Origin of the sequence: Microbacterium sp. NPDC059771 (assembly GCF_042732495.1) — a bacterium.
GTDB lineage: Bacteria > Actinomycetota > Actinomycetes > Actinomycetales > Microbacteriaceae > Microbacterium > Microbacterium sufflavum.
This window is the reverse complement of record NZ_JBHWHK010000001.1, coordinates 822,456-835,544: the sequence shown is the minus strand read 5'-3', so window position 1 is coordinate 835,544 and position 13,089 is coordinate 822,456. Positions and strand designations below refer to the sequence as shown.

Here is a 13,089-nt window from a genome sequence, read left to right as displayed (position 1 = left end):
GATGTGCATCGGGGCCCCTTCCGCGGAGTCGTGGCGCGCTCTACTCGCCGTGGTGGTCGCGCAGCTCCCGGCGACTGACCGGCGTGCCGTCCGCGTGGACCGTGGCTCCCGCGATGACGGGCTGCGCGGCCGCTCCGGAGGGTGCGTCGGGTGACGCCGGGGCGTCCGGACCGGAACCGTCGTCGCCCGTGCCGCCGTCGCCCCGCCGTGCGCGGCGCCGCTCCTTCGCGCCCTCGACGAGGTTGTACAGCGTCGGCAGCACGATCAGGGTGAGCACGGTCGAGGAGATGAGTCCGCCGATCACGACGATCGCGAGCGGCTGCGAGATGAACCCGCCATGACCCGTGATGCCGAGCGCCATCGGCGTCAGCGCGAGGATCGTGGCGAGCGCGGTCATCAGGATGGGGCGCAGACGCTTCTCGCCTCCCGCCATCACCGCGTCAGCGGTCGACAGCCCCTTCTCTCGGTACTGGTTGACGAGGTCGACCAGCACGATCGCGTTCGTGACCACGATGCCGATCAGCATCAGCACGCCGATCAGCGAGGCCACGCCCAGGGGCACGCCCGTCACGATCTGCAGCAGGATGGCGCCGGTCGCCGCGAACGGCACCGACACGAGCAGCAGCAGCGGCTGGCGCAGCGACTTGAAGGTCGCGACCATCACCACGTACACGATCAGGATGGCCGCGAGCATCGCGAGACCCAGCTGCGAGAACGAGTCGGCCTGCTGCGAGGCGACACCGCCGACCTCGGCCGAAGCACCGTCGGGCAGGTCGACCGCGGCGATGGCGGCGCTCACCGACTGCGTGGCCACCGCGAGGTTGTCCGACGCGGGCGGGACCGTGACCGTCGCGGTCCGGCGGCCCTGCTCGGTCGTGATCGAGGTGGGGCCGTTGCGCTGCTCGACCGTCGCGATGTCCTGCAGGGGCACGATGCCCGCGGCGGTCGGGATGGCGAGCTGCTGCAGCGCCTCCACGGTCGTCGGCGGCGCGGGGTTCACGAGGTACACCGTGAGAGCGGTGTCGTCGATCTCGACCGACCCGATCTGCTGCGGGCGCATCGTGTTCGACACGATCGAGCCCACCGCGACCTCCGACAGCCCGACCTGGGCCGCGGCCTCCCGGTCGACCACGACCGCGATGTAGGGCAGCGCCTCGGCGAGGTTGTCGGTCACCTGGCCGATGCCGTCGCGCCCGTCGAGCTCCTCCACCAGCGCCGAGGTGGCGGTGGCGAGGTCGTCGCCGTTCGAGGCGGTGACGGTGATCTCGATGTCGCTGGAGCCGAAGCCGGCGGAGGAGGCCACGGTGACGTCTCCGACCTCGTCGCCGAGGCCGTCGATCGCGTCCTGCACCTCGGCGCGCAGCTTCTCCTGGTCGGCGTCGCCGTCGGTGAGCACCGAGTAGGTGATGCCGGCGCCGCCGGAGAACGCGTCGCGCAGGGCGGAGCCGCTCGACCCGATCGAGGCCTGCACGTGCTCGATGCCGTCGATGTCGAGCAGCGCCTCCTCCACGGGCGCTGCCGCGTCGGACTTGGCCTCCAGGCTCGCGGTCGGCCCGAGATCCTGCGTCACCGTCATGGTGTTCTGCCCGGAGTCGCTGAGGAAGTTGACCTTCATGAGCGGGGCCGCGGCGAGCGTCGCGCCGAGCACGACCACCGCGAGGACCACCGTGAGTCCGGAGTGCTTCAGCGTCCAGCCGAGGATCGGCCGGTAGCCGCGCTGCAGTGCCGTCGGCGGCGCGTCGGGGTGCTCGGGGTCGATCGCGTTCCCGCGCTCGTCGAGCAGCGGCTTGCCGGGCTTGAGGAACCAGTACGCGAGCACCGGCACGATCGTGAGCGCGACCAGCAGCGACGCCACCATCGCGATCGTCACGGTCATCGCGAACGGCCGGAACAGCTCGCCGACCATGTCGCCGACGAACACGATCGGCAGGAACACCGCCACGGTCGTGATCGTCGACGCGGTGATCGCCGCGGCGACCTCCCGCACCGCGAGCCGGATCGCATCGCCCTTGTCGGCGTCGCCGACGTAGTGCCTCTTGATGTTCTCGATCACCACGATCGAGTCGTCGACCACACGGCCGATCGCGATCGTCAGCGCCCCGAGGGTCAGCACGTTGAGCGAGTAGCCGAACGCCTGCAGCCCGATGAACGTGATGAGCACGGAGGTCGGGATCGAGATCGCCGTGACCAGGGTCGAGCGCACCGAGAGCAGGAACACGAGGATCACGAGCACGGCCATCACGAGGCCGAGCAGGCCCTCGGTGGCGAGCGTGTCGATGGACTGCACGATGAACGGCGCCTGGTCGAACACGACCGTGAACTCCGCGTCGGGCAGTGCCTTGCCGATCTCGTCGAGCGCGGCAATCACGCCCTGCGACACCTCGACCGTGTTGGCGGCGGGCAGCTTGGTGATCGAGATCGACAGCGCATCCTTCCCGTCCACGCGGGAGATCGAGGTGACCGGGTCGGACGCCTGGGTGACGGTCGCGACGTCGCCGATCGTGAGGGAGGTGCCGACGAGGGGCAGCGCGGCGATCTCGTCGACCGAGGTGATCTTGGCCCCGGTCTGCACGGTCAGCGTCTCGCCGTTCTCGGTGATATCACCGCCGGGGAACAGCGTGCCGTTCTGCTGCAGGGCCGAGCTGATCGCCTGCGTGCTCTGCCCCTCCGCGGCCAGGCGGCCTACGTCGGGCGTGATGGTGATGCGCTGGCCGACCCCGCCGACGATCTCGGCTGCGTTGACGCCGTCCACGTCCTCCAGGTCGGGGATGGCGACGCTCTCGAGCTGGGCCTGCGCGTTGTCGGCGTCGTCGAAGCCGGTCACGGCCACCTGGATCACCGGGAAGTCGTCGATCGACACCGACAGCACCTGCGGCGTGACGTCCTCCGGCAGCTGCGAGGAGATGCGGTTGATCGCCTGCTGGATCTTCTGTTCGGCCGTGGCGAGGTTCGTCCCGTACGCGAACATCGCCTGCACGATCGACGCATTGGTCGTGCTGGTCGCGGTGGTCGACTCCAGGTCGGGCACGCCCTGGATCGCGGACTCGATCGGGGTGGAGACGTCGTTCTCGACCACCTCGGGCGAGGCGCCGGGGTACGTCGTCATGACCACGAGCGCGGGCAGCTCGAGCGAGGGGATCAGCTCCTGCTTGAGGTTGGTGAGCGCGAGCCCGCCGAACACGGCCGCGACGATCGTCACGAGCGCGATGAGGGCGCGGTTCTTCAGGCTGAGGATGGCGAGTTTCGACAAGGCGTGTTCCTCGGTGTCAGGGGGTGGCTGTCGCGGCGGAGGGGGTGGAGAGGGGATCTCCGAGGATCCGCGCCAGTGCGGTCTCGAGGAAGGACTGATCGAGGCGGTCGTCGCGGATGTGCGTGCTCCACATGACCCCGTCGATGAAGATCATCGCCGCTTTGGCGCGGTCGGCGCCATAGGTCGGCTCGAGCAGGTCGACCAGGCGGTCCGACAGGTGGCGGGCGAGTTCGCGCAGTCGCGGGTCGTGCACGGCCGCGGTGACCACGGCGCGGTCGGCCTGCACGGCGTGGCCGTCTTCGGCGCTCCGGCATACGAGGGCCGCGATCACCCCGGGCCCCGCTCCCTGCTCGGCGAGGGTCTGCCGCACGCCGTCGAGCCGGGACTCGATCTCGTCGGCGAGGGCGCGGAACGCGGCGCCGCGGAGGTCGTCGAGCGTGGCGAAGTACTGCGTCGTGGCGCCGAGCGGCACCCCCGCCCTGGCGGCGACCATGCGGTGCGTGATGGCCTCGGCGCCGACCTCGACGATCAGCTCGGCCGCGGCGGTCACGATCTCCCGGCGGCGCGCTTCGGGGTCGCGCCGTCGACGCCCGCTCTCCGCCATCCCGCACCTCCCGCACACCCGTACATGTACGTTTGTACATTCGCTCGGGTGTGAGGAGCCTGAGAGCCGCGGCTCCGCGTCGGCTCAGGCCGCGGCGGTCTCGACCTGTCCGCGCTCGAAGTAGGCCACGAGGTCGGGGTCGAGCGGCGGCACCGCGATCGCCGAGCCGTCTCCGCGCAGCGACGCGGTCGCGAGGATCCCGGCCGCCACGGCCTCGCGCGCTGCGACCGGCGAGGTCGCGGTGAGCCCGCCGTGTCGCACGAACCGGAGGAACTCGGCGACGAGCAGGGCGTCCGCCCCGTCGTGGCCCGCGTCCGGCACCTCCGGCACGATGAAGGTCTCGTCGGCCGGGGCCGCTCCCGCGTGCCGCCGGTTCCACAGCCGCACCTCGCTGCCGGCCACGTCGCCGAGGTTCTCGATGCGGCCCTCGGTGCCGATCACCGTGTAGTTGCGCCAGTAGTCCGGCGTGAAGTGGCACTGCTGGTACGACGCGAGGATCCCGCCCTCGAGCTGCAGGTTCACCATCGAGATGTCCTCCACGTCGACCACGGGGTGCAGCCCGGTGAGCGCCGTGGGCGGCCAGTTGTCCATGCTGAACCAGTCGGGCATCCGCTCCCCCGTGCGGTCGCGGCGGTCGGCGATGTCGCCGTACACGCTCAGCCCGCCCATCGCCGCGACCCGCTCCGTGTAGGCGCCGGCGAGCCAGTGGATGATGTCGAGGTCGTGGGCGCCCTTCTGCAGCAGCAGCCCGGTGGTGCGGCTGCGGTCGGCGTGCCAGTCCTTGAAGTAGAAGTCCCCGCCGTGGCCGACGAAGTGCCGCACCCACACGGCCTTGACCTGGCCGATGCGCCCCTGCCGGATCAGGTCGCGCATCAGGGTGATCACGGGCATGTGACGCATGTTGTGCCCGATGTAGAGACGGGTGCCGGTGCGCCGCGCGGTGGCGAGCATGCGGTCGGCGTCGGCGAGGTCGATCGCGAGCGGCTTCTCGCAGAACACGGGCACCCCGGCCTCCAGCGCCCGGATCGTCAGGGCGGCGTGGGTGTCGTCCGGTGTGAGCACCATGACCGCGTCGACGCCCGAGGCGATCAGGTCGTCGAGCGAGTCGGTGATGAGGGCGTCGGGCACGAGCGCGCGGGCGTCGTCCCTGGCGCGGGGCGAGAGGTCGCACACCGCCGTGATGCGGGAGCCGTGACCGGGGCGGTGCACCTCCTCGTGGAGGGTGGAGCGCGCGCCGAAGCCGATGATGCCGATGTGGAGGTCCAACAGAAGTCCTTCGTGAAAGTCGATGCAGAGAGGGGTCGCGGCTCAGCGGGCGCGCGGGGCGGGGGCGTCGAGGTCGGTCGAGCCGCCGGGGACGAGCGACCACGGGAACTCGTGCAGGGTTCCCGGCGACGGATCGCTCTCGAGGGCGCGGTCGACGATGATGCGCGCCTGCCGCTCGTAGAAGTCGGTGGGGCCGACCGTGGTCAGCGTCGGGGCGATGAGCCGGGCGTCGGGGGTGTTGCCGACGCCGATCACCGCGACGTCGTGCGGCACCCGCAGCCCGAGCATGTGGGCGGCGTTGATCGCGGCGATCGCGGCGAAGTCGGTCGTGGCGTAGACGGCGTCCGGGCTATCGTCCCGCGACAGCAGCTCGATGGCCGCGGTGAACGCGCTCGCCTGGGTCTCCGCGTAGGTCACGGTCCACTCCGGCGTGCGCTCGATCCCGGCCGCCGCGAGCTTCTCGACGTAGGGCGTGTACCGCGTCACCTGCGTCCCCGCGAGGCGCACGGCCCCCTCCGCGGCGATGCAGCCGATGGCGGTGTGCCGTTCCAGGAGGTGGTCCATCGCGAGCTCGCACCCGGGGATCGCGTCGGAGCGGATCACGTCGAAGCCGTCCGGCTCCAGGTGCTCCGAGAACACGACGAGCCGCTGTCCGCGCTTGACGAGGTCGCCCAGCCGCCGGGCGTCCTCCTCGTCCAGGCCCACCCCGTCGAGGTAGGCCACGTCGCTCTCCACGCGGTCGAGCGCGGCGTGCCAGTCGCCGTCCGCGAGGATCAGCGTGGTCAGGCCGTGCTTGTTGGCCTCGGCGTTCACGGCGTCGGCCACCGCGAGCGACCACGGGTCGCTGAGCATGTGCAGGGAGAGCTGCACCATGCCGCTGCGCCCGGTGCGGATGGCGCGCGCCGCGGTGTTCGGGCGGTAGTTCAGCTCCTCCGCCGCGGCGAGCACCCGGGCGGCCGTGGCCTCGGCGACACCGGCGCCGCTGGCACCCGCGCGTCCGGAGAACACGTACGACACGGTCGCGGTCGACACCCCGGCGCGCTCGGCGACCATCCGCAGGGTCGGGCGGCGGGCCGGGACGTGTTCACGCTGTGCCATGACTCAGCCCTTCGTCCCGCTGAACGCGATGCCCTGGATGAACTGCCGCTGCAGGATCATGAAGGTCACCAGCATGGGCAGCGTCGCGAGCAGGGCGCCCGCCATCAGCACCGGGTAGTCGGTGCCGTGGATGCCGACGAGCTGGGAGAGCCCCACCGACAGCGGCATCTTCGCGGGGTCGGTGGTCACGATCAGCGGCCACAGCAGATCGTTCCAGGACCACAGCACGGTGAACACCACAAGTGCGATGATGCCAGGCTTCGCGAGCGGAACCATGATCCGCCAGAAGGTCTGCCACGGATTCGCGCCGTCGATGCGCGCCGCCTCCTCCAGCTCGGCGGGCATCGACAGGAAGAACTGCCGCATCAGGAAGGTGCCGAAGGCGCTGAAGATGCCGGGCACGATGAGCGCCTGGAGCGTGTTGAGCCAGCCGAGCGACTGGATGATCTCGTACTGCGGCAGCAGGTAGAGCTGCGACGGCACCATCAGCACCGACAGGAACACGACGAACAGCGCGTTGCGGCCGGGGAACGGGATGCGCGCGAAGGCGTAGCCGGCCATGGTGCACAGCGCGACCTGCCCCACGGTGCGGCCGACCGTCAGCAGCACCGAGTTGAGGAACATCTGGCCGAACGGCATCGAGTGGAATACCTCGGCGAAGTTCGTGAACACCCACTCGCGCGGCAGGAACGAGGGCGGCACCTGCACCGAGTCGGACAGCGTCTTGAACGAGGTCAGCAGCTGCCAGACGAACGGGAACACCATGAGCACGGCGCCGAGGATCAGCACCACGTGCACGATCCACAGCCCGCGGTTGCGGGGGCGTCCGGCGCCGCGCGAGCGCATGGACGCGGCGCCGACCACGGCCCGGGTGTCGAGGGAGACGTCACTCATAGTGCACCCACTTCTTCTGGAGCCGGAACTGCACGATGGTCAGCACGAGGATGATGAGCAGCAGCAGGAACGCGACGGCGGCCGCGTAGCCGCGGTCGTTGTCGAGGAATCCCGCTTCGTAGAACAGGTAGACGACCGTGCGGGTGTTGGGCATCGCGGGGTTGCTGCGACCGAGCATCATGTAGACGAGGTCGAACACCTGGAGCGCGCCGATCACGCTGATCACGCTCACGAAGAAGATCGACGGCGACAGCAGCGGGATCGTGATCGAGAAGAACTTCCGCACGGGTCCGGCGCCGTCGAGATCGGCCGCCTCCATGATCGTGTCGGGGATGCCCTGCAGCCCGGCGAGGAAGATGACGATGTTGGTTCCGAGTCCGGCCCAAATGCCGACCACGGCGATCGCGACGAGCGCGGTGTTCGGGTCGGTCAGCCAGCTGCGTCCCTCGATGCCCACCGCGGCGAGCGCGGCGTTGAGCACGCCGTAGTCGCCGTTGTAGATCATGCGCCACACCAGCGCGATGGCGGCGGGCATGGTCACGACGGGGATGAAGTAGAGCGTGCGGTAGGCGCTGCGCCCCTTCAGGCCGGTGGTGTTGAGCAGGGCGGCGATGCCGACGGCGATCGGGATGCCGATCAGGGCGATCACGGTGTAGACGGCGGTGTTGCGCAGCGCGCCGAGCAGCTCGGGGTCCTGGAGGAGTCGCGCGTAGTTGTCGAAGCCGATCCACTCGGAGCCGCCGAACGGCCCCGACTTGGTGAACGAGATGATGAGCGTGCGCACGGTCGGCCATAGGTAGAACACGGCCAGGCCGAGGGCGGTGGGGCCGAGGAACACCAGGGCCCACCAGGGCGAGGCGCCGGGGGTGCGGCGCCGGCGGCGGACACCGGAGGGGCGGGCCTCCGGTGTCCGCTCGGCCGTCGGCGCGACCGCGCGGGGCACGATGACGGTCATGCGCTCACTCCTGCTCGGCGTCCAGCGCGGTCTGCATCTGTGCGGCGAGGTCCTTCAGGCCGTCCTTCGGGGTGACGGCACCCGACCACACCTGCGACAGCACCTCGCTCTCGATGCTGGTCCACGCCGAGGTGTTCTTCGACACGGGGTAGGGCACGGCGGTGTCGAGCGCGTCGATGTACACCTGGAGGTCGTACTGCGGGAGGGCGTCGACCCAGGCCTGCTGGGTGCCGTTGAACGCGGGGATCACGGTGCCGGTCTCGGCCTGGATCTTCGCGGCCTGCTCCCCGCTGGCGAAGGCGGCGAAGTCCTGGGCGGCGTCGAGGTGCGGGCTCTTGGCGTTGGCGACGTTGCCGACGCCGTGGATCACGCTCTGGTTGCCCTCGGGCCCGGCCGGCAGCGGGGCGACGTCGACCGTGCCGCCGATGTCGGCGTTGTCGGCGTAGGCGATGGCGGCCCAGGAGCCGTTCTGGAACATGGCGACCTTGCCGGAGAGGAAGAAGTCCTCCGGGTTGGTGTCGGTCATCTGCTGCGCGGTGGGTGAGGACCCGTCCGCGATGAGGTTCGTCCACAGCTCGATGCCATCCAGCGCCTCGGGCGAGCCGTAGCCGCTCTCGGTCCCGTCGGCGGAGATGACCTCGCCGCCGGCCTGGGCGATCGAGTTGTAGAGGTTCTCCTGGCCGTACTGGCTGGCGGCGATGCCGTACTGGCCCGTGGCGGGGTCGGTGAGCTTCGCGGCCGCGGCGGTGAAGTCGTCCCACGTCCAGCCGGCGCTGGGATACTCCACGCCCGCGGCGTCGAACAGCGCCTTGTTGTACCAGAGGGCGACGGTGTCGAAGTCCTTCGGGGCGCCGTAGAGCTTTCCGTCGTAGGTGTACAGGTCGACGAGACCCTGCGGGTAGTCGGAGGCGTCGACCCCGTCGAGCGGGGCGAGCTGGCCGTTGGAGGCGTAGAGCTGGAAGTTGGGGCCGTTCATCCAGAAGACGTCGGCGGCGGATCCTCCGGTGACGGCGGTCTGGAGCTTGGTGAAGTACTCCTTGTAGGGCGTGACCTGGATCTCGATCGTGACGTTCGGGTGCTCCTCGGTGTAGGCGGCGGCGATGTCCTCCATGGCCGGCTTCTGGTTCTCGTCCCAGATGGCGTAGCTGAGGGTGATGTCGCCGTCGGACGACTCCCCGGTGGCGGAGGAGGAGCAGGCCGACAGCGCGAGGACGGCGGCCGCCGAGGCGGCGAGGGCGCCGAGGGCGCGACGGGTGGTGCGGGGCATCGAGGTCTCCTTTGACGGGTGCACGAGCGGGTGGAAAGCAGTGTTAACCGTTTAGCGTTAAACGATTAGCACGAGAGTAGCGGCGCCCACCGGCACTGCGCAAGGGCGGATCAGAGAAGCGCGCCGAGGCCCAGGCCGAGCACGGCCGCGAGCAGCCCGAGCAGCAGCATGCCGACCGCGTCGAACACCGCCGCGGGCTTCGCGCCGTCGCGCCACAGGGCCACCGCGTCGAGCATGGCCGTGCTGAACGTGGTGTAGCCGCCCAGCAGCCCCGCCCCCAGCACGAACGCCTGCTCGGGGAGCGCGGCCGTCACGAGGCCGAGCGCGAACGACCCGCTCAGATTCACCGCCAGGATGCCCCACGGGAAGCGGCGCCCCGCGAGCCGTGCCACCCCGAGGTCGAGCAGGTAGCGCAGCACCGCGCCGACGCCGCCCGCGAGCGCCGCCGCGAGGAACAGCAGCGGGCTCACGACGCCCCTCCCCGCCGGGGTCGTCCGAGCCGCAGGCCGAGCGCGGCGGCCGCGAGCCCGAGCACCAGGCTCCCGGCGGCGTAGGCGGCCGCGAGCAGCGGGGCCGTTTCCCACAGCGCGACCGTCCCGGTCATGAAGGCGCTGTAGGTCGTGAAGCCGCCCAGCACCCCGGTGCCGAGCAGCAGCCGCAGGTCGGCCGAGGCGGGGAGCCGTGCCGCCACCACCCCGATCAGCAGCGCCCCGAGGAGGTTGGCGAGCAGCACCGCGAGCGGGAATCCCCCGGGGTCGGGCAGCGCGAGGCCGAGCGCCAGCCGCGCCGCCGTGCCGACCGTGCCGCCCAGGGCGACGAGCAGCACGCGGCGGAGGTTCACGTTGGCCACTGTACTGCCGCATGACAGCGCGACCGTCCGTTGTCAAGCCGCTGGGAGCCCGGCCGCCGCCGTCGTTCACTGGTCGCATGATGCCTCTCTGGAAGGTCGACCAGGCCGCGCCCCTCGGCACCCCCTTCGACCCGGGTGCACGGCACGACGTGATCATCGTCGGCGCGGGACTCACCGGGCTCTCCACCGCGGTCATGCTCACGCGCGCCGGTCTCGATGTCGCGGTGCTCGAGTCGGGCGCGATCGCCGAACTGGCGTCCGGCGGGAACACCGGCAAGCTGTCGCTGCTGCAGGGGAAACAGCTCGCCACGATTCGGCAGCACCACAGCGCCTCGCTCGTGCAGGCCTACGTCGACGCGAACCGCGCCGGCATGGACTGGCTCACGGGCTTCGCCGACAGCGCCGGGGTGTCGTACACGCAGCGCACCGACCACACGTACGCGCAGAGCGCCGAGGGCATGGAGTCGGTACGCGACCAGCACGCCGCAGCGCGCGAGGCCGGACTGCCGACGCGGCTGCTCACACCGCACGAGCTGTCGACGCCGTTCCCGGTCGCGGGCGCGGTCGCTCTCGATCACCAGGTCACGATCGACCCGGTCGCCGTGGCCGACGCCCTGGCGAAGGAGTTCGTGGCGAACGGCGGCACCCTCCACACGGGCGTCCGGGTCACCGGGGCGCATGCCCTCCCCGACCCGCGGGTCGAGACCGCCGCCGGGCCGATGTTCGCGGAGCACATCGTCCTCGCCACCGGAACCCCGATCCTGGACCGAGGTCTGTACTTCTCCAAGGTGGCCGGGATGCGCTCGTACTGCGTATCGTTCCGGGTCTCCGGGGGCGTGCCGGAGGGCACGTTCATCTCGGCGGACAGTCCCACGCGGTCGATCCGGCCGGTGTCGCACGCCGACGGCCCCGGGGGCACGGCGCAGCTCGTCGTGGGCGGCAACGGCCACCCGGTGGGGCGCTCGGACGGCGAGACCGCGGCCATCGACGACCTCGTGTCGTGGACGCGGCTGCACTTCCCCGACGCGGAGGAGACGCATCGCTGGTCGGCGCAGGACTACCAGTCGCACAACCTCATCCCGTTCGTGGGGGCGCTGCCCCGCGGACTCGGCCGCATCCGGTTCGCGACGGGGTACGCCAAGTGGGGGCTGTCGAACGCCCCGGCCGCAGCGCTGCGGCTCACCGAGGAGGTCATCGGCACGAAGCGCAGCGAGCGTCCGTCGTGGATGATCCGCATCGGCACGCGGCTGACCGTTCCCGCCGATCTGGCGCGGGGCGCGGTCGAGGGTGCCAAGGTGGCCGCGGCGGCGACCAAGGGCTGGGTGGATGCGGAGGCCACGCCCGTGCCGGTGCCGCAGCCGGCGGAGGGCGAGGGCGTCGTGGCGAACCGGGGCGGGCGACCCGTGGCGATCTCGACGGTCGACGGCGTCACCCGTGCAGTGAGCGCCGTGTGCACGCACCTCGGCGGGGTGCTCGACTGGAACGACGCGGAGTGCACGTGGGACTGCCCGCTGCACGCCTCCCGCTTCGCCGCGGACGGCACGCGCATCGAGGGGCCGGCGCTGGAGGACCTGCGGTCGTTCCCGCGCACGACCGAGCCCTGAGCGTCAGCGCAGCGGCTCGTCCCACCCCTGCTGCGGGGTGTCGCAGCTCTCGCGGAACACGTACTGCGACGCGAGCTTGCGCTGGCTGCTCGACCAGTCGATCGCCGGGCGCCGCTGCTCGGGCGGCAGGTACCCCAGCCGGTACACGGCCATGAGCTCCAGGTCGTCGGGCACGCGCAGCAGTGACACGATCTCGTCCCAGCGCCCCGGCACCTCCATCGGGAAGGAGATGAACTGGATGCCCATCCCGAGCTCGACCGTGGTGAGCCACACGTTCTCCATCGCGGCCCCCATGCTGAACACGGAGTAGAACGACGACAGCTGTCCCGGCCGGTATTCGCTGCGGTCGAGCATCACCCCGAGAAGCAGCGGCGACCCTGCCACGAGCTTGCGGTTCTCCGAGCCGAGCGTCTTCGGCACCCCGAACGTGTTCATGAGCGTCTGGCCCCGCTTCGTGAACACCTGCGAGGTGAACGGCCGCAGCGGAGCGGGGAGCTTGTCGAACAGCATCCCGCTGCGCTTCTGCTCCATCTCCTCCTCGCTGAACCGGAAGTACGGCTTGTAGCGCTCGAAGAAGGTGCCGTTCGACATCGCCTCGGTCATGCTCTCGCCCGAGATGCGCGCGATCTGCTCGATGGTGTCGCGGTTCTCGATCACCACGAAGCGCCACGGCTGGCTGTTCAGCTGCGACGGCGCCCGCCCTGCCGCCTCCAGCAGGATGCGCTGGTGCTCCTCCGACACGGGGTCGGGCAGGAACGGGCCGTTGGTGGTCTTGCGGCGGCGGATGGCGTCGAGGAGTTCCATGCGTTCACTTCCGGTCGGCGGAGCGGGAGAGCAGCAGTCCCGCGAGGACGAAGGGCGCGGCGGCCAGCGCCACGAGCGGGTGGCGGCGCGTGTGCGTGCCGAGGTACGGGATCGCGGCGAGCGGCGCGGCCGCGGGGAGCAGGGCGAGGGCGGCGCGGCGGCTGGGGCGACGCGGCTCGCCCCACAGCCCGGCGCTGGCGGCGAGCGCCGCGGTCGCGCAGGTGGCGATGTAGAGCGCGTGGTGCAGCCACCGGAAGTCGCGGGTGTCGACCAGGCGGAGGGCGACCGAGGCGCCGAGGGCGCAGTTCGCCGTGTAGGCGGCGGCCGCGGCGACGAACAGCGGCGCGGCGTTCGAGCGCCGACGTCGGTGGACCATGACCCGACCCTACGCCCGGGCGTCGCCGCGGAGCGCCCCCTTGCGCGCCGCCGTACGGATTCGGTACGGCGTCCGCCCTCGACCGCGCGGTAGCCTGGGAGCCCGTGCCCGAGGCGAGGAG

Annotated in this window: 12 protein-coding genes; 1 reads left to right on the top strand and 11 read right to left on the bottom strand. The window is 71.1% G+C overall.

The window, feature by feature from the left end:
• Positions 1-40: 40 nt before the first annotated feature.
• From ACFV3I_RS04030 to ACFV3I_RS03990, 9 genes are all read right to left on the bottom strand, one after another.
• Positions 41-3,250: an efflux RND transporter permease subunit gene (locus ACFV3I_RS04030; protein ID WP_378822421.1), complete on the bottom strand. Its 3,210-nt coding sequence runs from the start codon at positions 3,248-3,250 to the stop codon at positions 41-43.
• A gap of 16 nt (positions 3,251-3,266) precedes the next feature.
• Positions 3,267-3,854, bottom strand: coding sequence for a TetR/AcrR family transcriptional regulator (locus tag ACFV3I_RS04025; protein WP_136031399.1), 588 nt, complete (start codon positions 3,852-3,854; stop codon positions 3,267-3,269).
• A gap of 84 nt (positions 3,855-3,938) precedes the next feature.
• The gene (locus tag ACFV3I_RS04020; RefSeq protein ID WP_378822420.1) at positions 3,939-5,120 is read right to left on the bottom strand and encodes a Gfo/Idh/MocA family protein; all 1,182 of its coding nucleotides are present in this window, start codon (positions 5,118-5,120) and stop codon (positions 3,939-3,941) included.
• A gap of 42 nt (positions 5,121-5,162) precedes the next feature.
• Positions 5,163-6,218: a LacI family DNA-binding transcriptional regulator gene (locus ACFV3I_RS04015; RefSeq protein WP_378822419.1), complete on the bottom strand. Its 1,056-nt coding sequence runs from the start codon at positions 6,216-6,218 to the stop codon at positions 5,163-5,165.
• 3 nt (positions 6,219-6,221) lie between these two features.
• The gene (locus ACFV3I_RS04010; protein ID WP_378822418.1) at positions 6,222-7,112 is read right to left on the bottom strand and encodes a carbohydrate ABC transporter permease; all 891 of its coding nucleotides are present in this window, start codon (positions 7,110-7,112) and stop codon (positions 6,222-6,224) included.
• Positions 7,105-8,067: a carbohydrate ABC transporter permease gene (locus ACFV3I_RS04005; protein WP_378822417.1), complete on the bottom strand. Its 963-nt coding sequence runs from the start codon at positions 8,065-8,067 to the stop codon at positions 7,105-7,107. The genes ACFV3I_RS04010 and ACFV3I_RS04005 overlap by 8 nt, the downstream gene beginning before the upstream one ends.
• A 4-nt stretch (positions 8,068-8,071) precedes the next feature.
• Complete coding sequence (locus ACFV3I_RS04000; RefSeq protein WP_378822416.1) at positions 8,072-9,334, bottom strand: ABC transporter substrate-binding protein; 1,263 nt, start codon at positions 9,332-9,334, stop codon at positions 8,072-8,074.
• Positions 9,335-9,444: 110 nt separating this feature from the next.
• The gene (locus tag ACFV3I_RS03995; protein WP_247638267.1) at positions 9,445-9,804 is read right to left on the bottom strand and encodes a CrcB family protein; all 360 of its coding nucleotides are present in this window, start codon (positions 9,802-9,804) and stop codon (positions 9,445-9,447) included.
• On the bottom strand, positions 9,801-10,175 hold the full coding sequence (locus ACFV3I_RS03990; RefSeq protein ID WP_378822414.1) for a CrcB family protein: 375 nt from the start codon (positions 10,173-10,175) through the stop codon (positions 9,801-9,803). The genes ACFV3I_RS03995 and ACFV3I_RS03990 overlap by 4 nt, the downstream gene beginning before the upstream one ends.
• 86 nt (positions 10,176-10,261) lie before the next feature.
• On the opposite strand from ACFV3I_RS03990, the gene ACFV3I_RS03985 reads away from it, so the two are divergent.
• Positions 10,262-11,788, top strand: coding sequence for an FAD-dependent oxidoreductase (locus ACFV3I_RS03985; protein WP_136035249.1), 1,527 nt, complete (start codon positions 10,262-10,264; stop codon positions 11,786-11,788).
• Positions 11,789-11,791: 3 nt separating this feature from the next.
• Here the strand turns inward: ACFV3I_RS03985 and ACFV3I_RS03980 are convergent, their stop codons facing one another.
• The gene (locus ACFV3I_RS03980) at positions 11,792-12,592 is read right to left on the bottom strand and encodes a nitroreductase family protein (RefSeq protein ID WP_136031382.1); all 801 of its coding nucleotides are present in this window, start codon (positions 12,590-12,592) and stop codon (positions 11,792-11,794) included.
• Positions 12,593-12,596: 4 nt separating this feature from the next.
• Entirely contained in the window at positions 12,597-12,968 is a 372-nt protein-coding gene (locus ACFV3I_RS03975; RefSeq protein ID WP_378822413.1) for a hypothetical protein, read from the bottom strand.
• Positions 12,969-13,089: the final 121 nt, after the last annotated feature.